Raw genomic sequence first — 19,823 nt, forward strand, 5'->3', positions numbered from 1 at the left:
TGCGATTCTCGCCCCTCGTTTTGAAGGACTTTTCCCATGGCTGATCCGCAAGGTTTCCTTTGTCTCGTCCTCCACGCGCACCTCCCCTACGTGCGCCACCCGGAATACCCGGACTTCCTCGAAGAAGACTGGTTCTACGAGGCCGTCACCGAAACGTATGTTCCCATTCTGGACATCATGGAACGGCTGGCGGGGGAGAAAATCGCTTTTCGCATCACCATGTCCCTCACGCCTCCTCTTTGCAACATGCTGGCTGACGATATGCTTCTTTCCCGTTACCGCGCCAAGCTGGAAAAATTGGTGGAGTTGGGGGAAAAAGAGGTGTTCCGCACGCGGAGTCTCCCGGGCGCTTTCCAGGAAACGGCCGCCATGTACCTCTCCAAATTTAAGCGGGTCCGCGAAATCTTCGACGCCTGCGGGGGACGTCTCCTCACCCGGTTCAAGGCGCTCCAGGACTTCGGACTTCTCGAGATCATCACCTGCGGCGCCACCCATGGCTATTTGCCCCTCATGATCCACGAAGAATCCCGTCGGGCTCAGGTGCAGGTGGCGGTCCAGGACTACCATCGTCATTTCGGTCGGGCGCCGCGGGGCATTTGGTTGCCCGAATGCGCCTACGCCCCCGGGGTGGACAGCCTCCTTAAGGACAACGGCATCAAATTTTCCTTCTTGGACTCCCACGGGGTGTTGTTCGCCAAACCCCGCCCCCGTTTCGGCGTTTTCGCGCCGATTTATTCGCCGGGCGGCGTGGCGTTCTTCGGCCGCGACATGGAGACCGCCCACCAGGTGTGGTCCGCCGAACAGGGGTACCCCGGGGATTTCAATTATCGGGAATTCTATCGGGACATCGGTTACGACTTGGATTACAACTACGTCCGCCCCTATTTGCACGACGACGGAGTCCGCCGCAACACGGGGATCAAATACCACCGCGTCACAGGCCGCGTCGCCCTGGCAGACAAGGAACCCTACCTCCCTTCCAAGGCCCGGGACACCGCGGCCAGCCATGCCGGCAACTTCTTGTTCAACCGTGAGCGGCAGGTGGAATATTTGAGGGGCGTCATGAACCGGCCGCCGTTGGTGACCTCGGTCTACGACGCGGAACTTTTTGGGCACTGGTGGTTTGAGGGGCCGGATTTCCTGGAGTCCCTGCTTCGCAAGATCCATTACGACCAAGACCGGGTCAAGACAACCCATCCCGTCGAATACCTACAACGCTTCCCGGAACAGCAGATCGTCGAGCCGGAACCTTCCAGCTGGGGAGACAAAGGCTATCACGAAGTGTGGCTGAACGCTTCCAACGACTGGATTTACCCTCACCTCCACATCGCCGCTGAGCGCATGATCCATCTGGCCAACGTTCATCCCAACGCCGAGGGCCTGCTTCGCCGGTATCTGAACCAGGCGGCGAGGGAACTGCTTCTGGCTCAATCTTCCGACTGGGCTTTCCTCATGACCGTGGGCACCGCCCGGCAGTATTCCGAGAAACGCACCCGGGACCACATGGGGCGGTTCCTGGACCTGTTCCACCGCATTCAGGAGAATGGTTTAGACGAGGGGTTCGTGGCCAACCTGGAATCCATCGACAACATTTTCCCCGGCATCGACTACCGCGTTTATCAAAGCGCCGGAGCCCGGGAGCTCGCCGCCGCCGGTCGCTGAACCCGACCTGGCCCGGGGCGTCTTAACTTGCCGGGACTGGGCCTGTTTTTTAAAATGGCCGTCTGAAAATCACTCCAGTTTTCCATAAAGCAACGGGGGGTCCCATGAATATTCTTAAAGAATTTAAACAGTTCGCCATGCGGGGGAATGTGGTGGACATGGCGGTGGGCGTGGTCATCGGCGGCGCTTTTGGAAAAATCGTCACCTCTTTGCTGAACGATGTGTTGATGCCGCCCTTGGGCTTGCTGACCGGCGGGATGGATTTCACCGATCTTTCCTTTACGCTCAAAGCCGGGGTGGACGGATCCAAGCCCGTCACGCTGAATTACGGGGCTTTCATCACCGTGGTGGTGGATTTCATTTTGGTCGCCATGGCCGTTTTCGCCATGGTCAAGCTCATGAACTCCTTTAAGAAGGCCGACGCGCCCCCTCCTGCCCCCAGCGTCAAAGAGTGTCCCCATTGCCTCCTGTCGATCCCTTTGGCCGCGAAGAAATGCGGTCATTGCACGAGCGTTCTGGCCTAGGCCCCCCGATGCTTTTCTTTAACCCACGAAAGTTCGTTGTGATCTTAACGGCGGCGGCCACTCTGGCGACGGTTCTCCGGGCGGCGGAAGACGCCATCGGCCGCTGGGGGTTGGGCGGCGCCATCGGGATGGGAGATTTTCTGAGATCCTCCGACCTTCGGGAGGCCACCAAACCGGGCCCCTACGCCGCGGGGTGGCTCCGCTACGGAATGACGGAGCAAGGGGAACTTTTGCTGGCTCTGGACAGCGTTCAAGGCAAAGGAACCGGGGACAATTCCCAGGCGCGTTTGAGGCCCGTCACCATCAATTGGCTCCAGTCGTTCGGGGAAGGGGCGTGGACGCCGTTCCTCACCGCGGGCGTAGGCCCGGTCTGGACCCGCGGAACCGGCACGGAAGAACGGGACCGGATGATGTTTTCTTTCCGGGCCGGCGCCGGCCTGGAACACCCGCTGGGCGAGTCCCTCCGTATTGGAGCGGGCCTCACCTATAACCACGCTTTTGCCGATGGACGTTACGCCCCGGCGTCCTCCGCCTTGAGCGCAAACGTCTCCGCCAACTGGTTTTTCCGTTGCGGGAACGTTCGTCCCGCTCCGAAGGCCGCTCCGAAGGCCGCCGCCCCCCCGCCGGAAGCCGACGCGGACGGCGACGGCGTTCCGGACAGCCGAGATACCTGCCCCGGCACCGACTCGGGGGTGCCGGTGGACGCCCTGGGATGCCCCAAGGACACGGACCTGGACGGCGTTTTGGATTCCAAGGATAAATGTCCCGACACACCGGCCGGAACTCTGGTGGATGAAACGGGGTGCGTCGCGAAGGAAGTCTCCGTCACGTTGGACATCAAGTTCGGTCTCGGCAAGGCGGACGTGAACCCGGAATTCGATCCGCAAATTCAGCGCGTGGCCGACTTCATGAAACGGTTTCCCCATACGACGGTTCTGATTGAAGGTCACTCGGACAATCTGGGGAGTCCCCAAGGCAATCGCGCGCTTTCGCAAAAGCGGGCGGAGGCGGTGCGAAATCATTTGGTGTGGAAGTTTGGCGTGGACGGTTCGCGGGTGACGGCGAAAGGGTTCGGCCCGGACCGCCCGATCGCCGACAATAAATCAGAGGAAGGCCGCGCCGCCAATCGGCGCGTGGTGGCGGTGGTTTCGGATGCAAAAAAGTAAAAGAGGAGTCTTAAAATGAAACGAACATTTTTATCGGTTTTACTGATCGGATCGGTGGCGGGAAGTCTTTGGGCGAACGACGCCACGGGGCGGATCGGCATCGGCGGGGCGGCCGGCTGGAGCGATTTGATCGCCCGGGATGAAGCCCGTCAAGCGACCCACGCGGATTATTTTAGTTCCGGCTGGCTCCGCTATGGAATCTCTGAGAAAAACGAGTTGATTTTGGGGGTCGATTCAATCCAGTTCAAAGTCAAGGACGACTCCGATGCCAGCCATCCCCGGATCCGCCCGCTCACCGTGGGTCTCTACCATTCTTTCCGATCGGCCGGCCGGCTGATCCCCGTGGCGACCTTGGGGGTCGGAGCGGCGGATGTTCGCTGGATGGACCCTTCGGGAGACCGGTCCAAAACCACCTTCGCCGCCCAGGGCGGACTTGGTTTGGAATATTTCCTCATGAATTCCTTTAGCGTGGGCGCCTTGGCGCGAATCCATTACGTTTACAACGAGTCCACGGATTATCGAACCGAAGCCACGGCTTACACCGCCGGGCTCATGGCCAACTTGTTCTGGGGTGGGAAGAACTCTTCTCCCCAGTCCGCGGCGACTCCCGCACCCGCACCCGCGGCGACCCCTGCGGAGGTGGCTCCCCCTGTCGCGGTGGCGGCGACGCCCATCGTTGCGGCGGCCGCCGTGCCGGCGGTACCTGTGGACTCGGACGGGGACGGCATCGTGGATTCAGCGGACGTTTGCCCGAATACCCCCGCCGGCACCTTGGTCAATGAGAAAGGATGCCCCACCGAGACCGTTTCGGTCACTTTGGACATCAAATTCGATTCTGGGAAGGCGGACTTGAAGCCGGAATATGACGCCCAATTGTCGAAAGGCGCCGCGTTCCTGAAAAGCCACCCCGACACCACGGTCGTGATTGAAGGCCACACCGACAACCAAGGGTCCGCCGATGGGAATAAGGCGCTCTCTCAAAAACGAGCCGACGCTATTCGAAACGCTTTGGTGGATCGTTTTGCGGTGGCAGGAAATCGAGTTTCGGCCAAAGGTTTCGGCGCCGCGGTTCCCTTGCAGGACAACGGGACGCCCGAAGGCCGTGCGGCCAATCGCCGCGTGGTGGCGACGATCTCGGCTGTAAAAAAATAATTGATAAAGTCCCCAGGGGCGGGAGGACCTCCCGCCCCTGGGGACGATATGACCAATAGAGGAGTCTTTCCATGAAACGATTACTTGTCCTGTCGGCGATAGCTTTTTTAACGGTTCCCACGCGGTCGGAAGAGGCCCCGGCCAAGAACTGGAAAAACGAGGCTCAATTTTCTTTTCTGTCCACGCGAGGAAACAGCCAATCCCGCACCCTGGGCGCCGGAGAGAAGTTCAATTGGGCCAAGGACAAGACCGGTCTTGAAGCGTGGGGACACGCTTTGAACGTGGAAAGCGACAACCAACGCACTTCGGAAAAATACGACGCCGGGGAAAAAGTGGAATGGAAGCTGACCGACCGGAATTACGTTTTTGAGCGGGGCCTCTGGGAATCCAACCGCTTCGCCGGTTACAGCCACCGCTATGATGCCTCCCTGGGCTATGGCCGCGAAATCGTCAAAACCACGGCCAACGAACTGTTCGCCGAATTGGGCGGCGGTTACATCAACGAACAACGCACCCGTTCTCCCCGAATCGATTTCGCCTCGGGCCGGGCCTACGCGAAATACGTCTACAACTTCTCTGCGACGTCCCTGTTTTCCCAGGACGGCGAGTACCTCCACAATTTCGACGACCCCAACGGCTATCGCGTGAACAGCGAAAGCGCGCTCAAAGCCGGTTTTTCAACCCACCTGGCCCTCAAACTCTCCTACACCTGGAAACACGTTCACGAACCCGCTCCCGGTTTTAAACGCGACGACAACACCACCCTGATTTCCCTGCTCGTCAACTACTAACCGGGCGCCCCGATTTTTTCGGGGCTAGCCCGGTCGAGGGTCCTCCTTCCAACACGGCGTCCCACGCCTGGGAAAAGGTTTTTCCCATGGGCGGGATCCCGGTTTTTCTTTCCCTATTCGTTGGACGGCTTTGCCGCCCCAGTGGCAGGAGCACCGCGACCGGGCCCTCCTCTGTCCAACTTGAAGTTCCGCGTTACCGTTCCGATAAAAACGGCAATATTTCCAGATCGGGGTTGATATTTCTGGTTTTGGACCCTCGCGTGAGACGCCAGAGGGTTCCGGTGTAGAAGAATTCCCAGGTGGGGAGGTTTTTTCCTTCCCCCTTCTGGGAATCCGTTGAAGAAGTCCGGATGAAGTTGATGATTTTCTGGCTCATGGTTTTTTCCTCCCCCCCCCTTGGACCCCCGAGGGGGAAAAAAGTTCCCGCCCCCTTGACAAAAAACCGAAGTCGTGGTATATAGTGAGTGTTCACTCACTTACATGGAGGGACCGTGCACTTTATCGTTGAGAAGTCCAAAGCCAAAACCATCCTCCCCAAAATCATGCGGGCGGCCGTGCGCCTGTTCGTGGAAAAGGGAATCGATGGGACGACCACCAAGGATATCGCGGCCAAAAGCGGCGTTTCGGAGGGGGCCCTTTATCGGCATTTTAAGAGCAAGGAGGACCTGGCCTACCATCTTTTCTCGGTCCATGTGAACGATTTCACGCTGGACCTGGCTTCCAGGGTGGCGGAGGAAAAGGAATTGCACAATAAGCTTCGTGCCTATATATCAACATGTTTTGAGGCATTTGAGACAGAACGCGATCTTTTCACCTTCCTGATCCTCTCTGAACACCGGGAGTTGGATCGTTTCCCTTCCACTTTCAAACACCCGGGGCATGTGGCCCTGGAGCTGGTGACGGCGGGCCAGAAAGCGGGGGTATTCCGAGTCATGGAACCCTATATTGGGGCCTCGATTCTGGTGGGAAGCATCATTCGCCTTTGCATCGCCCGGATCCGAAAGGCCATCGAAACGGACCTTCGAAAAAACGTCGATATTGTCACCAAAAGCCTCTGGGGGGGCCTCGTAAAATGAGTGTTCGCTCGCTTATATCAAGCCTTCTGTTTCTCACCTTGGTTCCGGCTCTGTTTGCGGAAGTTCGGCCCCAGGAAACCGTGGTTCTATTGCACGGGATCTTAAACCGGCCTTTCGTCATGAATAAAATCCAAAAAGGCCTTGAAAAAAATGGGTTTCTGGTCCTTAATTGGGGATACCACAGCACCGATAAAACTATTGAAGAATACGCCGCGGATCTCAAAACCTTTGTGGAGTCACAAAAGGTGACCGGCCCCATCCACTTTGTGGGGTTTTCCCTTGGGTCCATTATTTCCCGCTATTACTTAAGCACCACCCCGCCCGACCATTTAGGTCGCTTCGTGCAGATCGCTCCCCCCAACCATGGGTCTCGGTGGGTGGACGAGCTATTTGAATTCAAAGCCTTTCGCTGGGTCTATGGGGACAAGGCCATTCAGCAGTTGAAGGAAGACAGTCCCTTCATTAAGTCATTGGGGATTCCCCCCTGCGAATTCGGGATCATCGCCGGCGCCCAGGGGGACGGAAAAGGATTGAACCCGGTTTTGCCGGGGGACGATGACGGGTCCGTGGCGGTTTCTAGCGCGCAATTGGAGGGAGCCAAGGACTTCGTTCAGGTTAAATCCGAGCATACGTTTCTGTTGGCGCAGGATGAAACGCGGGACAACGTCGTGGCGTTTCTTAAATCGGGCCGCTTTCTTCATCCCGACGAGAAATAAAAAGGAGGTTTCGCCATGCTGGGATTGGGTATGTTGTATATGCTGGTCATCGCCGGGATCGTCGCGGTCCCGTTCTTATCCTTGGCCGCCTTTGTCCGAGTGGGGTCGCTCCAAAAACGTTTGGACCTCCTTCAGCGTGAGCTGGATATTTTGCGGCTTTCCCCCGGGTCCCTTTCCTCCGAGGAAATCTTGCGGCGGGTCGCGCGGCTGGAGGAGCGGCTGGACCATTTGAAGGGCGTGCTCCGATCCGGAGCCACCTCCATGAAAGGCGCCGGAGAACCGGAACCTTCTGTGCCTCCCGCGGTCCTCCGCGTTCCCCCACCCCCGCTCCCCGCGCCATCTTTGCCCCCCACCATTCCCCCCGTGGTTCCGCCGGCGCGTCCGACCGTGATTCCTCCTGAACCGGTTCGGACGGGGGCCGCCGTCTCCTTGCCCTTAACCAAAACGCCTCCGCCTTCCCGTCCCCCGATTTTAGAGCCGGAGCCATCATCGACGAAATCCTTTGCCATCGATTGGGACCAGTTCACCGGGGTTAAACTGTTCAGCTGGATCGGGGGATTCGCGCTTTTTCTGGGCGCTGTATTTTTCGTCAAGTACTCCATTGACCACGGCTGGGTCAGCCCCATGATGCGGGTTCTTTCGGGTTTCGTGTTGGGAACTGCCGCCATCGTCCTGGGAATTCAAACCCAGAAGCGCGGATACGACGTGACGGGCCAAACCCTGGCCGCCGCGGGATGCGCCATCCTTTACGCCGACGCCTTCGCGGCCCACGCTCTCTACGACCTGTTGGGGGCCGGAGCGGCCTTCGCCTTTATGGCCCTCGTCACCGCCGTGGCTTTTTCCCTGGCGGTCAAAATGGATTCCCAGTATGTGGCCATCCTCGGCCTGGTGGGGGGGTTTCTCACGCCCCCTCTTTTGTCCACCGGAGTGGACCGGGCCTTGGGCCTTTTCAGTTACGTGACCCTCTTGGACATCGGACTTCTTTTGGTGGCCCTACGAAAACGGTGGATGTTCCTGATTTCCTTGGCGGCTGTCGGGACCCTCTGCATGCAAATCGGCTGGGCGGTCAAGTTCTTTGAAGCATCCAAAATGGCCACGGCCGCTGGCATCAGTCTTTGGTTTTCCGTGTTCTTTGCCGCCGCCCGCCTTTGGGCGGAAGGAACGGAAAAAGAGGATTCCCACTCCCTGAGCGTGGCGGGAGCCATGCCTTTGGCCGCTATCCTATGCGCTTTCGTCAGCCTGACCAACTCCTCCGTGGCCGCCCATCCGACGATCGCCTTCGCCCTCTTATTTTTAGCGGACGCGATCCTCGCGGGACTCGCCTATCGCCGGGAAAAACTGCAACCGGTCCATGTCTTAGCCGGAGCCGTGGCTTTTATCGCTCTCCTGGTTTGGACCGGCGGATCCCTTTCGCCCTCCACCCTTCCCCACGCATTGGCGGTTTACCTCCTGTTGGGGGCCCTCCACGGCGCCTTCGCCGTGGTCCTCCATCGAAAAGGAGGAACGCGCGGGGTGGTGACCCTGGGCCAGCTTTATCCCGCGGTGTTCCTCATTCCGCTCATGATGGCGTTGACCCGCCAATTGGTTTCGCCGGCGTTCCTTTGGCCCGTGATATTTCTTTTAAACGCCATCACCATCGTGGCCGCCATCGCCACCGGGTTTTTGTGGGCGCTGATCGGGGCCTTGGGGCTGAGCCTCCTCGCCGCGTCCCTGTGGTTGACCCAGCTTTCCGCCGGGGATTTGCCTGGCCTCTTGGTGGTGATCGGAGGCGTGGCCGCCCTTTTCTTCGGGGCCGGACTCTGGGTTCAACGCGGTAAAAATAGAACCGCTCCGGATGAATCAACGACCCAACCGGAGGGCGCCTCCCTCCCGTCGGGGCTCACCGACGCCATTCCCGCCCTCGGCAGTCTTCTGCCGTTCCTCCTCCTGGGTCAGGCGGCGATTCATCTCAAACTGGCCAACCCCGCGCCTGTCTTCGGGCTGGGGTTCCTCCTTGTCCTTTTGCTCCTGGGGCTCGCGTCGCGCCGTGGAGCCGGAGCGGGATTCTGGTCCCGGTCTCCCTGCTCAGCATGGTCCTCCTGCAGTTCGTCTGGCATGGAGCCCTCTTCGACCCCAACAATCCCTTCATCGCCGCGCCCTGGTATCTGGCGACCCTGGGCCTTTTCATGACGTTGCCCTTCTTTTCCAAATCTTTGGGCGCGCTTTTCGAGTCCTGGGTGGGTTCCGCGGCGGCGGGGCCTCTCCTGTTCTACCTGTTGTATAAAGTTTATGTAGTATTTCCCGGCTCTTCCACGATCGGGGCTCTGCCCGCGGTACTGGCCGTCCTCACCTTCGCTGGGTTGGCGGACGTCCTGCGCCGGGACCCGGACACTCTTCCTCGCCGACAGACGCTCCTGGCGATGTTCGGGGGCGTAGCTCTCTTTTTTGTCAGCCTCATATTCCCACTTCATTTCGACCGGGAATGGATCACCCTGGGATGGGCGTTGGAGGGCCTGGCTCTGGTTTGGCTATTTCGCCGAGTTCCCCATGGGGGACTCAAAATATGGGGCGGCGCCCTTCTGGCCATCGCTTTCGTGCGGTTGGCCATAAATCCGGCGGTTCTTGAATATCACCCCCGCTCTGGAACGCCGTTTTTCAATTGGTACTTGTACGCCTACGGGGTCACCACGGCCTGCCTGTTCCTTTCCGCCCGGCTGTGGCGGTCCGACCCAGACAGGCCCGACGCTTGGGCGGGCGTTCCCATCGTCACTGGCCTGAACGCCCTGGGGGCGGTATTGCTCTTTCTTCTCATGAACATTCAGATCGCCGACTATTTCAGCCCAGGAGCCACCCTCACCTTCAACCTTTCCGGTTCCCTGGCCCAGGACCTGAGTTATACCTTGGGTTGGGGTCTCTTCGGCCTGGCGCTTCTCATCCAGGGACTTCAAAAAAGGTCCCAGGGAACTCAACGGGCCAGCTTCGTTCTACTGGCCGTCACCATCGGCAAATTATTCTTGCACGACGTCTGGCGACTGCCCGATCTCTATAAAGTGGCGGCTTTCGTGGGGCTGGCGGTGGTTCTCATCATCGCGTCTTTCCTTTTCCAAAAGTTTCTTCGCGCGCGACCGGAGGTCCCCTCATGAAAATCTTGCACCGTTCTTTTGCCTTCGCTCTCTTCTTCCCGGTGGTTTTCCTTCGGGCCCAGTCCGACCCGAACCAATGGTCCCACCGGCAATCCCTCACCCTGACGAGGCCCGGGCTGGCGCGGTGGACCGTTCCCCCGGAAACCCTGAACCTGGCCTCTACGGACCGGCGGGACCTCCGGTTGTTCGATCCCCAAAATCAGGAAGTTCCCTATCTGTTGGACGAGCCCCGCCGGGAGGGCGAAACGTTGGACCCCGTGCGAAACTTCAAGTCGAAGGTGTTGGAAAACCAAACCGTGCTCCATTTCTCTCCCGCGCCGGGGACCCCGGCCGCGGCCCTCTTTCTGGCGAGTCCCGAACCCAAGTTTCTGAAAGGGGTTCAAGTGGAGGCCCGGGTGGCGGGCGCCTGGAAGGTGTTGGCCCGGAACCAGGTGCTTTTTCGGGAAACCTGGGGGGCGGAAAACCTCGCCCTGGAGTTCCCGCCCGTCAATGCCGACGCGTTTAAAATAATTGTGGACGACAAAAAATCCCCCGCGGTCCCTGGGTGGCGGCGGCGCTTCGCCGTCCCGCCCGCCCGGCGGAAGGGGCCAAAACAAGGACCCTGCGCGTCCTCCGCCGCGACGACGGGCCAACGGAAACTCGCCTGCGGCTGGAACTTCCCGCGCGAAACGTTTTCATTGAAGAATTGTCGGTGGAAAGCAAGGACCCTCTTTTCCAGCGTTCCATGACGCTTTTGGTGGAGGGGGTCCAATCCCAGGGGGATCTTCCCGGCCAGGGCATCACCGAATGGCCCCTGGCTTCGGGGACTCTTTACCGCGTGGCCTTGGACGGTTTTGATTCCAAGGAAAAAACCACCCTTTCAGTGGGAAGTTTGGTGCGGGCCCGGGAGGTCGTCCTGGTCATTCAAAACGGCGACAATCCTCCCATGGCGGTGAACGAGGTCCGGGCCAAAATCCTCCCCGCCCGGCTCATCTTTCACGCCGCGACCGCGGGGACCTATCGGCTGGCAGTGGGAAATTCGCGGGCGCCCGCTCCCTCCTACGATCTGGCGGGGCTTCGCGCCGCCTTGGTCAAGGGGCCCTTCCGATCCGCCGATGAAGGTCCCCTGGAACCGAACCCTTCCTACAAGCCCGTGGATGTTTTGCCGGAATTGCCAGAATCGGGCGCTGTTCTCGACGTGTCAGCCTGGACCCATCGGGATCCGGTGATATTCTCCGGCGCGGGGTTCCATCGGCTGGAACTGACGCCTTCGGTACTGGCCGTGGCCGATCCCCTTGGCCGGGATCTCCGCCTCGTGCGCGACGGAAAACAACTGCCGTTCCTCATCGACCGCACTCCCGCCTGGCGTTCTTTTGTCCCGGCCGTGAAATCCCTGGGGGAGGAAAAGGGAAAATCCCGTTGGGAACTGACCCTGCCCCAGGATCGTCTGCCGGTGGGGTATGTGGAATGCCTGGTGACGAACGCCCTGTTCCAACGCGCCGTCACCGTTTACGAAACGCGGTCGGACGAGCGGGGCCAAACCTATCCGGTGGTCCTGGCCCAAACCCAGTGGTCCCGAACCGGGGGGAGCGGCGGCGAGCGTCGCCTGCTCTTTTTGCAGGGCCATCCGGTGGGCCGCCGTGTGGTGATGGAGATCGAAAACGGCGACAACGCTCCGCTGACCTTAGACGGGTTTAAAATCCATTACCAGACTTTTGGCTTGATTTTCAAGGCGACCCCCGGAGAGCCCCTGTGGCTCTATTACGGGAACCCCGGGGCCGACTGGCCCCGCTACGACCTCACCGTGGTTTCCGAGCAGGTTTTGACGGCAGACCGCACGGAGGCTTCCCTGGGCCAAGGAGAGGCGAGAAAACGCCATTGGGCCGCCGCCGAACTGGCGGGAGCCAAGAAAGTTATCTTCTGGCTGGTTTTGGGGCTTGTGGTGGTCGTTCTCCTCTGGGTCCTGCGCTACCTTCTGCCCTCGGAGGAACCGAAGGCGGGCACCCCAAAAGGGGAACCCAAAGCGTAAGTTGTTTTAGGTTTGTTTCATTTCATCGTCCATTCAGTAAACAACAATCCGTGAAAGGGGAACCCGCCATGGAACAGAACGCCACGAAGGTATCAGGAGAGGTCCCGGTGGTCGACGCGTCCGGATCCGGCCTCTTCAGTTCCACCGGGATCAAGGCGCTTCTCGCGTCCGGGGCGGCGTTGGTGGTGACCTCGGCGTATTTGTTCGTCCGGTCTTATTGGGGTTTCATTCCGGACGGGACGAAATTCGTCGGGTTCGCCCTGTTGACCACCCTGCTCTACGGGACCGGTCTCGCCCTGCTCCGGCGAAGCACCCCCATCACGGCGCGAACGCTCCTGGCGGTGGCCATCGCCATTCTTCCCTTCAACGTGCGCGCGGCGGACCTCTGGCTTTTCAGCAACGAGCTTTCTCTCGAGACGGTCATGGCCTGGGGATCGATCCTGGTGTTCTTGGCTTCGCTTTTGGCCTCCCGCTCGCTCCCTTCTTATCTTCTGGGTGCGGTGAGCGGTTTCAGTTTTTTCTCCGCCCTTCATTTCAGCGCCGCGGCTTACCGCGCCGACCCTCAAATCGTTTTGGCTCTGTCGGCGGCGGGCGTGTTCGGCGTATTGGGAGCGCTGTTGTTGGCCAAACATGAAAATGTGTGGGCGAAAGGAATCATTCTTTCGTCCAACACGGCCGGGGTGTGCATCCTGGGGTGGATGGGTTTCCTCCGCTTCTTCCTGAACGATCCCCAACAATTTCCCACGGCGCTGGCCTTGGCGTTCCTGGGCGTGGCGGCGGCCTTGGAGGCCAGGGCCCTTCACCCGTTTTTCGCCCATCTGGCCGGAGGCCTGTTGTTGGGCGCGGGCGCTCTCCTGCTCCACAGTTTTCACCGCCCGATTTACACCTACGGATATTTCTTCATTCCCGCGGGCTTGGTCGCCCTTCTGCGCGCGTGGACCTATGAACGGGAAGGGCGGACGCCTCTGGCCCGTCCCTATTTCCATTGGGGCCAAATGGCCATCGCCGGATCCCTGCTGACCGCCCTCCCCGTATTCACCCAAGGGCCCTCCGCGCCGCTCCTCCCCACGCTGGGCGTGCTGATGTTGGCGGTCGGGGCCTACGCCGCCGCCGGCACGCTCTACCGTCAATCGGTCTACAGTTACATTGGGGGACTTGTTTTCCTGCTGGTGATCTGGACCTTTGTTTGGGGCCGGGGGTTGGATTTCGCTTCGGCCACCCTCTTTTTCACGGCCGCCGCCTGCGGTTTCTTTTGGTGGGCGCCGTGGGCGCCAAGGCCGACCAGAAAATTCTGGAGGGGCCTTTCATGATCCTGGGACTCTCCACGCTCACCGTGGCCATCGGTCTCCTGGCCGGGCGGTGGGGACAAGAACTGTTCGCCACGGGCAAGTTGATCCCGGACCTTCCCGTTGAACAAATTCGAGCGGGGTTGTGGACGGGGGGGCTGAGCGTGGTCGCCTACGGGTTTTTGGCCGCCATTAAAAAAAGACCCGCCTTCCTTTACCCCGCGCTCCTGAGCGCCACCTGGGTTTACATCTGTTTTCTGGAGATGGGCGGCCTTTCGGTGAACCTGACGCACGCGGCTTGGATCGTGGCCGTCTCCATGGCCTTTCACTACGCGTTTCTGGCCGCGGGGTGGACGGATTGGGCCCGGTGTTTTTCTCTCTGGGGACAGATGGTTTTCGCGGGTCTCTCCGTGGTGGCCTTCGTCTTCGCTCCGCCGGAAGGAATTTTGGCGGCGGTGGTGGCCGGGGCCGCTTTCGTCCCGGGCCTGTTTTTGAAGCGGGAGGATCTGACCTCGGCGTTGATCGTGTCCGGTTACTTGACCCACAATCTGGTCTTCCGACTCTTGCACCCCCAGTTCGACCTCGCGCTCTACGGGTTGCATTTGATTCCGATCAATTGCGGGGTCCTTTTCGTCCGGTCGTTGCTCTCGTTGCGTCGGCCGGACGCTCCCATCCACCCGTTCCGCATCGCCGTCCTATTCTTCTCGGCGATCAGCCTCGGGCTCGTGGTCCAGGATCCCCATTTGGCCTGGCAGGCGTTCCTGGCCTATGGAATCCTCTCGCTCCTGGCCAGCGCTCTTTTCTATCAAGGCCGGTTTCTCCATGTGGGGGGTGTCCTCCTCCTGATCGGATCCGAAATGTTCCTTCGGGACCAGGGTTTCCAACGTCTGGAACTTTATCTGCTCCCCGTGGCGGTGTATTTGATTTCCCTGGGATACGCCAAACGCGCCTCTCGGCCGCTCCGGGACTTTTTGTACGGCGTGGGGCTCGTGGCCATTTATGTCCCGGCGTCCGTGAACGCCATGGCCGCCTCCTGGGAATGGAACGGGGTTTATCTCGGCCTGACGAGCGCCGTGCTGCTGGTGTTCGGCCTTCATCAGCGAAGCCGGGTTTTGGCTCTTCCCAGTTTCCTGGTGTTGATGGCGAACGCGGTGATCCAATCCCGGGGATTTTTCCTCAATGTCCCCCAATGGATTTACCTGGGGCTGGGCGGCTTGACCCTCCTGGGCCTGGGCGGACTTTTCGAGTTCCGCCGGGAAACCATTCTGAAACTGAAGGATAAGGTGACGGACGTTTGGGAATTGTGGGATTAGGGAAAGGAGGTTGTCCATGCGGATATTGATCGCCACCGTGACGGCGGGAGGGGGCCACGTGCAGGCGGGCGCGGCCCTGGAGGAAGCTTGGCGGGCCCTCCGGCCCCGCGACACGGTCAAACGGGTGGACGTGTTGGACTACACCCCGGCGCCCTATCGGCGCGCCTACAGCCGGGGCTACGTGAAATTGATCGAACACGCGCCGGAACTATACGCCCGATACTTCCGAAAAAGCGATGACGCCGGGCTCATGCGCAAGGCGTCGTTTTTGCGCCGCGGCGTGGCCCGGGTGGCCACCCGTCGCTTCATCGGGATGGTCCGGGAGTTCCGGCCCAACGCCGTGCTCTGCCCGCATTTCTTGCCTTTGGAATCCTTGGGCTCCGTTTCCCATTGGAATGGGAAGCGTCCGTTCATCGCCTCGGTGGTCACGGACTTCGAAGCTCACGCCATGTGGATGGAGCCTTGTGTCGATCACACCTTCGTCGCCATGCCGGACACCAAGGCGCGGCTCGTGGCCCGAGGAATTCCCGAGGAGAAGGTGTCGCCCTTGGGCATTCCCGTCTCCCAACGCTTTCGCGCGGTTCCAAACCGCCGGGGGGCCCGGGCGGCTCTGGGACTCCGGCCCACGGGCCCGGTTCTGCTCGTTCTGGGGGGCGGGTTCGGCATGGGACCGGTGAAGGAAATTCTAGAACGCATCCACCGGGTTCAGCGGCCCATCCAGGTCCTGGTGGTGGCGGGGAAAAATGTGCTTTTGGAACGGGACCTCAAAAACCTTTCCCACCGCCATCCCACCCGGGTGTTTGGATTCGTGGAAAACATGCAGGACCTGATGGCCGCCGCCGACCTTATCGTCACCAAAACCGGGGGGACTCACCACGTCCGAATCCCTCGCCCTCGGGCGCCCGATCCTCGTGGTGGACCCCATCCCCGGGCAGGAGGCCGCCAACAGCGATTTCCTGCTGGAACACGGCGCCGCCGCCAAAGTCAACCGGCTGGAAGATCTCCCCCATCGGATCGGTGAACTTCTTAAAGGGAACCGGCTGGCCTCGCTCTCCCGGGCCGCCCACCGCCTGGGCCGCCCGAAAGCCGCGGAAAACATTTGTCGGAAGGTGGTCCAATGTCTACCTGGGTAAAAAAGAACATTTCCGCCGTCCGCGCCACGAGCGAAGCGTCCCTCCGTCGTTGTCCGTCCCGAAATTTGGGGGATGTTCCCCGCCCAGGAGCGGCCCCCGTGCGGCTGATCCTGGCCCTGGCATTCGCGGTCTTGGGGGCCGTCGTTTGGGCGGGAGAGGCGCGGGTGGTCCTTTTCCCCGCCTACGGGTTTCCCGCTCCGGATGGAAAGCATTGGATCGTCAACGTTCGGGTGTGGGTCTACGAACCGGAGGAGCATTCGGTCCTTCGCGGGGGACTTATCGCCACTCTCCGGGAAATGGCGCCGGTTTCCGAGGAAGATGAAAAAAGCCCGTTTTTTAACGAGCGGGCGCGGCTGTTCCTGGTGGACAATGAAAGGGGACGCCGCCCCCGTGTGGAGGTGGGCGGGCGGAAGGTCACCCTTGGGCCCACAGATCCCGGTGGGCAAACGGAGGGGCAAATTCTCCTGCCGATGTCGGCGGGGAAGGCGGGGGACGATCTGCCGGCGCGCGTGCGGTTGTCGTCCCGGGGGCGGCCCGTCCACGGGACCGTGCGCCTGATGGGGCCCGCGGGCGTGCTGGTGGTTTCCGATATCGACGATACGATCAAAATCAGTTCGGTCACCAACCGGGAGGAGCTTTTGGCCAACACTTTTTTCCGACCCTGGCGGGCCGTGCCGGGGATGGCCGACCTCTACCGCTGGTGGGGGGAGCCGGGCGCGGAATTTCACTATCTTTCCGGTTCTCCCTGGCAACTCCAGGGGCCCCTCTCCGCTTTCCTAAAGAAGGACGGGTTTCCCCCGGGAATCTTTCATCTCCGGCGGTTCCGTTTGAAAGACGGGAACAAAACCGAGTTTTTCGGCGACCCGGCCGAACACAAGAAGCGAATACTAAAGAGGCTTCTGCGCGAATTCCCGGCCCGGGTCTTCGTCCTCGTGGGAGACGACGGGGAAAAGGACCCCGAGATTTACGGCGAGATCGCCCGCCGGCACCCGGGCCGAGTCAAAGCCATTTTCATCCGTCGAGCCGCGGGAAGCTCGGATGGAAAACGGTATGAGACCGCTTTTCAATCTCTCCCCGCCGATCGTTGGCGCGTGTTCTCTGACCCCGCCGAAATCATGCCCTAAGCGATTGGTGATGGTTGAGGAGAAAAAAAAAGTTATAGACTGTTTGAAAGTAAAAACCAAAGAGGTGGACCCTTGAATAAAACCGTGTTGATTTTCTTCGCCTTATCCTTGGCACTTTCCATCTACGAGTTCCTGGCGATCCTCAAGGCTCGGGTCCAGAATAAGACCCAAAACACCCAACGCGTGATCATCCGTGGCCTGGTTTTTGTGATGTTGACCGTGCTGTTCGTCCAATACTGGATGTGGCAACGCTATATCGCCTTATTCGACCATCTGGTGGCAGGGGAACCCAACGTCACCAACACGCCGTTTCTCATTTGCATCATCGTGATCGGGCTTATCCTTTCGTTGGTCCTGCTCGAAATCATGGGCCTCTACAAGGCGAAAAAAATGGGTTTGACGAAGAACACCTCCCGACTGGTGACGTCCGTCGTGGTTCTTTTTTGCCTTTTCCCGATTCTCAACGCCACCGTCGCCATGTGGGATGTCTATGTGGAGAAATTGACGAGCGGCCGCTGGCTGATGGACCCGCCCTCCCCGGAAATGCAGTTAAAAATGCAGAAATACCACTAATTTCCGGTCGTCGCGTTTGACGGTAAATTAAACGAAATCCGTCGGGTATCTCTGGGGCGGCGGGCGGTTAAAAGGAATTTATGGATCCTGCAGGGAAATCAGCGCTGATCACGGGGGGAACCCGTATCGGGCGAACCGTGGCCGAGGCGCTGGCGCGGGCGGGATGTTCCGTGGCCGTCACCTACCGGACCTCGCGATCTGTTGCTTTGGAGACGGTCCGCCGGGTGGAGTCCTTGGGCGTTCGAGGGTTTGCTCTCAAGCTCGACTTAAGCCGGATCCCCCTATTGAAACCCGGGCTCCAGGCCGTGGTCCGGGCCTTCGGTCGGCTGGACATCCTTGTCAACATGGCCTCTCATTACGAGCCTACCCCTCTCCATGAATTAAATCAAGTTTCCCGCCGGGCGAAAGCTTTCGAGAAAAGCATCGCCGTGGACCTGCGAAGCGCCTATGAGCTTTCGCTCCTGGCCGCGCCTCACATGAATAAAGCGGGGGGAGGACGAATCGTCAACTTCACCGATTGGGTGGCCGCCAGCGGGCGTCCGCGATACCGCGGCTATCTGCCCTACTTCACGGCGAAGGCCGGGGTGAAGGGCCTGACGGAAAGCCTCGCTCTGGAACTGGCTCCCCACATCCTGGTCAACGCCGTGGCGCCGGGGCCCATCTTGGCTCCTCCGGGGTTGTCGTCCTCCGCCCACCGCGAGGTGATCGCGAACACGCCGCTGGGGCGTTGGGGCGGGCCGGAAGAAATCGCCAAAACCGTTCTGTTTTTTGTTCAATCTGATTTCGTGACCGGCGAGACCCTGCGAGTGGACGGCGGCCGGCACCTCTACTAATGGCACAACGAGACATTTATACTCTTCCCCCCGCGGCCAAGCCGCACCACCCGTCGTGGGTTCGGACGGGGTATGGGTTCGGCGCGGCTCTGATCCTTCTCGGGGCCGTCGTGGCGGGGATCGCCGGGGGCTCGGTTCTTTCCGCCATCCGTCACGGGTCCCACACCGTGGACTTTCCCGGCGCGGCCAATCTCAAACTTAAAGCGGGCCTCCACATTGGGCTTCCGGCTTCCCCTCAGGGGGCGGCCGCTGGGCTTTTTGTTACGGTGACGGACGGCGTGACAGGGGAATCCGTCCCTGTCCTGATGGGGGATTCCATGACGGTGGCCGTCACCGGCGCCCGCGGGGTCCGGCCGCTTTTTCAATTCGAGGCCTTGGACGAGGGGATGTATCTGGTGTCCGGGACGGCGTCGGCCCAGGCGGGGAGCGTCCCGGTTTATATCCTCCATGAGTCCTTGTCCCAAACTCGTTCCGACCTGGTGGTGGGAGTTCTGGCGGGGACGCTTTTGGCCGGGGCCGGCGTGGCTCTCCTTTGGTTTGTTCACCGCAAAAGAAAACTTCTCCCGATTCCCGGGTAGGACCAGGAACTTTTTGACAAAAGAATCGTTGTTATGATTGCCGTTCAAATCTTTCCAAATAGCGAGGAGGCAACATGCGATTAAAAAACATTCTTCTTTCCGGTTGTGTTCTGGCCTTGGCGGGCGCGGCATCCGCCGCCGAACCCTACACCCTGGACGCGGCCCACGCCACGGTCGGGTTCTCCGTGCGGCATTTGAGCGTGTCCAACGTGAAGGGAACCTTCCCTAAAGTGTCGGGGACGCTGATCCTGGATGAGAAAAAAGTTTCGAATTCGTCAGTGGACGTAACGATCGACGCGGCCAGCGTGGACACCAACAACGAACAGCGGGACGGGCATCTGCGGGGAGATGATTTCTTCCAGGTGGCGAAATACCCCACCATCGTTTTCAAGAGCAAGAAGGTGGTTCGGTCCGGCCCGGGATATCTCGTGTCGGGGGATTTGACCATGAAAGGCATCACGAAGGCCATCGAGATCCCTTTCACCATGTCGGCGCCGGTCGCCCATCCCATGATGCCGGTCACCGTCGTGGGGGTGGAAGGAACGGTTTCCATCAACCGGCGGGATTTCAACATTCTTTACGGGAACTCCATGATGATCGGCGATGAGGTCAAAATTGATCTTCAGGTGGAGTTCACCAAGCCCAACTCGAAAAAATAGGCGGACCTTCTTTCAACCTGTCGGGCCGGCGGAAAATGTCCCTTCCGCCGGCCCGACACTTTTCGCGGGGCCCCGTCGTCCAACCTTTGTCTGGGACAGCGAAGTGG

Annotated in this window: 20 protein-coding genes; 19 read left to right on the forward strand and 1 reads right to left on the reverse strand. The window is 60.2% G+C overall.

Annotated features, from left to right (window positions below; translation table 11 throughout):
• Window positions 1-36: 36 nt before the first annotated feature.
• The 5 genes from IPP35_07535 to IPP35_07555 all read left to right on the forward strand — a co-directional run bounded on the left by IPP35_07535 (window position 37) and on the right by IPP35_07555 (window position 5,295).
• Window positions 37-1,662: a DUF1957 domain-containing protein gene (locus tag IPP35_07535; protein MBL0058950.1), complete on the forward strand. Its 1,626-nt coding sequence runs from the start codon at window positions 37-39 to the stop codon at window positions 1,660-1,662.
• A 104-nt stretch (window positions 1,663-1,766) separates the two neighbouring features.
• Window positions 1,767-2,186, forward strand: a complete 420-nt coding sequence (gene mscL, locus IPP35_07540; protein ID MBL0058951.1) for a large-conductance mechanosensitive channel protein MscL — start codon at window positions 1,767-1,769, stop codon at window positions 2,184-2,186.
• 38 nt (window positions 2,187-2,224) lie between these two features.
• Entirely contained in the window at window positions 2,225-3,352 is a 1,128-nt protein-coding gene (locus tag IPP35_07545; protein MBL0058952.1) for an OmpA family protein, read from the forward strand.
• Between the two features lie 15 nt (window positions 3,353-3,367).
• The gene (locus IPP35_07550; GenBank protein ID MBL0058953.1) at window positions 3,368-4,504 is read left to right on the forward strand and encodes an OmpA family protein; all 1,137 of its coding nucleotides are present in this window, start codon (window positions 3,368-3,370) and stop codon (window positions 4,502-4,504) included.
• Between the two features lie 71 nt (window positions 4,505-4,575).
• Window positions 4,576-5,295 (forward strand): DUF481 domain-containing protein, encoded by a 720-nt coding sequence (locus IPP35_07555; GenBank protein MBL0058954.1) that lies wholly within the window; start codon window positions 4,576-4,578, stop codon window positions 5,293-5,295.
• A gap of 193 nt (window positions 5,296-5,488) precedes the next feature.
• On the opposite strand, the gene IPP35_07560 is transcribed toward IPP35_07555, so the two are convergent.
• A complete protein-coding gene (locus IPP35_07560; protein ID MBL0058955.1) occupies window positions 5,489-5,671 on the reverse strand; it encodes a hypothetical protein in 183 nt (60 codons plus the stop codon).
• A 166-nt stretch (window positions 5,672-5,837) separates the two neighbouring features.
• Between IPP35_07560 and IPP35_07565 the strand changes: the two genes are divergently transcribed.
• The 14 genes from IPP35_07565 (at window position 5,838) to IPP35_07630 (ending at window position 19,716) form a co-directional block, all read left to right on the forward strand.
• Entirely contained in the window at window positions 5,838-6,371 is a 534-nt protein-coding gene (locus tag IPP35_07565; protein MBL0058956.1) for a helix-turn-helix transcriptional regulator, read from the forward strand.
• Window positions 6,368-7,087: a hypothetical protein gene (locus tag IPP35_07570; protein ID MBL0058957.1), complete on the forward strand. Its 720-nt coding sequence runs from the start codon at window positions 6,368-6,370 to the stop codon at window positions 7,085-7,087. The genes IPP35_07565 and IPP35_07570 overlap by 4 nt, the downstream gene beginning before the upstream one ends.
• Window positions 7,088-7,102: 15 nt before the next feature.
• Window positions 7,103-9,256: a DUF2339 domain-containing protein gene (locus tag IPP35_07575; protein MBL0058958.1), complete on the forward strand. Its 2,154-nt coding sequence runs from the start codon at window positions 7,103-7,105 to the stop codon at window positions 9,254-9,256.
• Window positions 9,253-10,209 (forward strand): DUF2339 domain-containing protein, encoded by a 957-nt coding sequence (locus IPP35_07580; GenBank protein ID MBL0058959.1) that lies wholly within the window; start codon window positions 9,253-9,255, stop codon window positions 10,207-10,209. Before IPP35_07575 ends, IPP35_07580 begins: the two co-directional genes overlap by 4 nt.
• A complete protein-coding gene (locus IPP35_07585; protein ID MBL0058960.1) occupies window positions 10,206-10,937 on the forward strand; it encodes a hypothetical protein in 732 nt (243 codons plus the stop codon). Before IPP35_07580 ends, IPP35_07585 begins: the two co-directional genes overlap by 4 nt.
• Complete coding sequence (locus IPP35_07590; GenBank protein MBL0058961.1) at window positions 10,901-12,217, forward strand: hypothetical protein; 1,317 nt, start codon at window positions 10,901-10,903, stop codon at window positions 12,215-12,217. The genes IPP35_07585 and IPP35_07590 overlap by 37 nt, the downstream gene beginning before the upstream one ends.
• A gap of 68 nt (window positions 12,218-12,285) precedes the next feature.
• Window positions 12,286-13,527, forward strand: coding sequence for a hypothetical protein (locus IPP35_07595; protein ID MBL0058962.1), 1,242 nt, complete (start codon window positions 12,286-12,288; stop codon window positions 13,525-13,527).
• Window positions 13,524-14,816 (forward strand): hypothetical protein, encoded by a 1,293-nt coding sequence (locus tag IPP35_07600; protein ID MBL0058963.1) that lies wholly within the window; start codon window positions 13,524-13,526, stop codon window positions 14,814-14,816. Before IPP35_07595 ends, IPP35_07600 begins: the two co-directional genes overlap by 4 nt.
• A gap of 16 nt (window positions 14,817-14,832) precedes the next feature.
• A complete protein-coding gene (locus tag IPP35_07605; GenBank protein MBL0058964.1) occupies window positions 14,833-15,837 on the forward strand; it encodes a hypothetical protein in 1,005 nt (334 codons plus the stop codon).
• Between the two features lie 96 nt (window positions 15,838-15,933).
• Window positions 15,934-17,073, forward strand: coding sequence for an App1 family protein (locus IPP35_07610; GenBank protein MBL0058965.1), 1,140 nt, complete (start codon window positions 15,934-15,936; stop codon window positions 17,071-17,073).
• Between the two features lie 72 nt (window positions 17,074-17,145).
• Window positions 17,146-17,646, forward strand: coding sequence for a hypothetical protein (locus IPP35_07615; protein ID MBL0058966.1), 501 nt, complete (start codon window positions 17,146-17,148; stop codon window positions 17,644-17,646).
• An 80-nt stretch (window positions 17,647-17,726) separates the two neighbouring features.
• The gene (locus tag IPP35_07620) at window positions 17,727-18,479 is read left to right on the forward strand and encodes an SDR family oxidoreductase (protein MBL0058967.1); all 753 of its coding nucleotides are present in this window, start codon (window positions 17,727-17,729) and stop codon (window positions 18,477-18,479) included.
• Entirely contained in the window at window positions 18,479-19,057 is a 579-nt protein-coding gene (locus IPP35_07625; protein ID MBL0058968.1) for a hypothetical protein, read from the forward strand. The genes IPP35_07620 and IPP35_07625 overlap by 1 nt, the downstream gene beginning before the upstream one ends.
• A gap of 74 nt (window positions 19,058-19,131) precedes the next feature.
• Window positions 19,132-19,716, forward strand: coding sequence for a YceI family protein (locus IPP35_07630; GenBank protein ID MBL0058969.1), 585 nt, complete (start codon window positions 19,132-19,134; stop codon window positions 19,714-19,716).
• Window positions 19,717-19,823 lie beyond the last annotated feature (107 nt).

The sequence above is a fragment of the Elusimicrobiota bacterium genome, from assembly GCA_016721625.1.
Lineage (GTDB): Bacteria > Elusimicrobiota > Elusimicrobia > FEN-1173 > FEN-1173 > JADKHR01.

Coding starts and splice junctions, on each gene's coding strand:
- IPP35_07535 (MBL0058950.1), top strand. CDS start 37: ATGGCTGATCCGCAAGGTTTCCTTTGTCTCGTCCTCCACGCGCACCTC.
- mscL (MBL0058951.1), top strand. CDS start 1,767: ATGAATATTCTTAAAGAATTTAAACAGTTCGCCATGCGGGGGAATGTG.
- IPP35_07550 (MBL0058953.1), top strand. CDS start 3,368: ATGAAACGAACATTTTTATCGGTTTTACTGATCGGATCGGTGGCGGGA.
- IPP35_07555 (MBL0058954.1), top strand. CDS start 4,576: ATGAAACGATTACTTGTCCTGTCGGCGATAGCTTTTTTAACGGTTCCC.
- IPP35_07560 (MBL0058955.1), bottom strand. CDS start 5,671: ATGAGCCAGAAAATCATCAACTTCATCCGGACTTCTTCAACGGATTCC.
- IPP35_07565 (MBL0058956.1), top strand. CDS start 5,838: ATGCGGGCGGCCGTGCGCCTGTTCGTGGAAAAGGGAATCGATGGGACG.
- IPP35_07570 (MBL0058957.1), top strand. CDS start 6,368: ATGAGTGTTCGCTCGCTTATATCAAGCCTTCTGTTTCTCACCTTGGTT.
- IPP35_07575 (MBL0058958.1), top strand. CDS start 7,103: ATGCTGGGATTGGGTATGTTGTATATGCTGGTCATCGCCGGGATCGTC.
- IPP35_07580 (MBL0058959.1), top strand. CDS start 9,253: ATGACGTTGCCCTTCTTTTCCAAATCTTTGGGCGCGCTTTTCGAGTCC.
- IPP35_07585 (MBL0058960.1), top strand. CDS start 10,206: ATGAAAATCTTGCACCGTTCTTTTGCCTTCGCTCTCTTCTTCCCGGTG.
- IPP35_07595 (MBL0058962.1), top strand. CDS start 12,286: ATGGAACAGAACGCCACGAAGGTATCAGGAGAGGTCCCGGTGGTCGAC.
- IPP35_07600 (MBL0058963.1), top strand. CDS start 13,524: ATGATCCTGGGACTCTCCACGCTCACCGTGGCCATCGGTCTCCTGGCC.
- IPP35_07605 (MBL0058964.1), top strand. CDS start 14,833: ATGCGGATATTGATCGCCACCGTGACGGCGGGAGGGGGCCACGTGCAG.
- IPP35_07610 (MBL0058965.1), top strand. CDS start 15,934: ATGTCTACCTGGGTAAAAAAGAACATTTCCGCCGTCCGCGCCACGAGC.
- IPP35_07620 (MBL0058967.1), top strand. CDS start 17,727: ATGGATCCTGCAGGGAAATCAGCGCTGATCACGGGGGGAACCCGTATC.
- IPP35_07625 (MBL0058968.1), top strand. CDS start 18,479: ATGGCACAACGAGACATTTATACTCTTCCCCCCGCGGCCAAGCCGCAC.
- IPP35_07630 (MBL0058969.1), top strand. CDS start 19,132: ATGCGATTAAAAAACATTCTTCTTTCCGGTTGTGTTCTGGCCTTGGCG.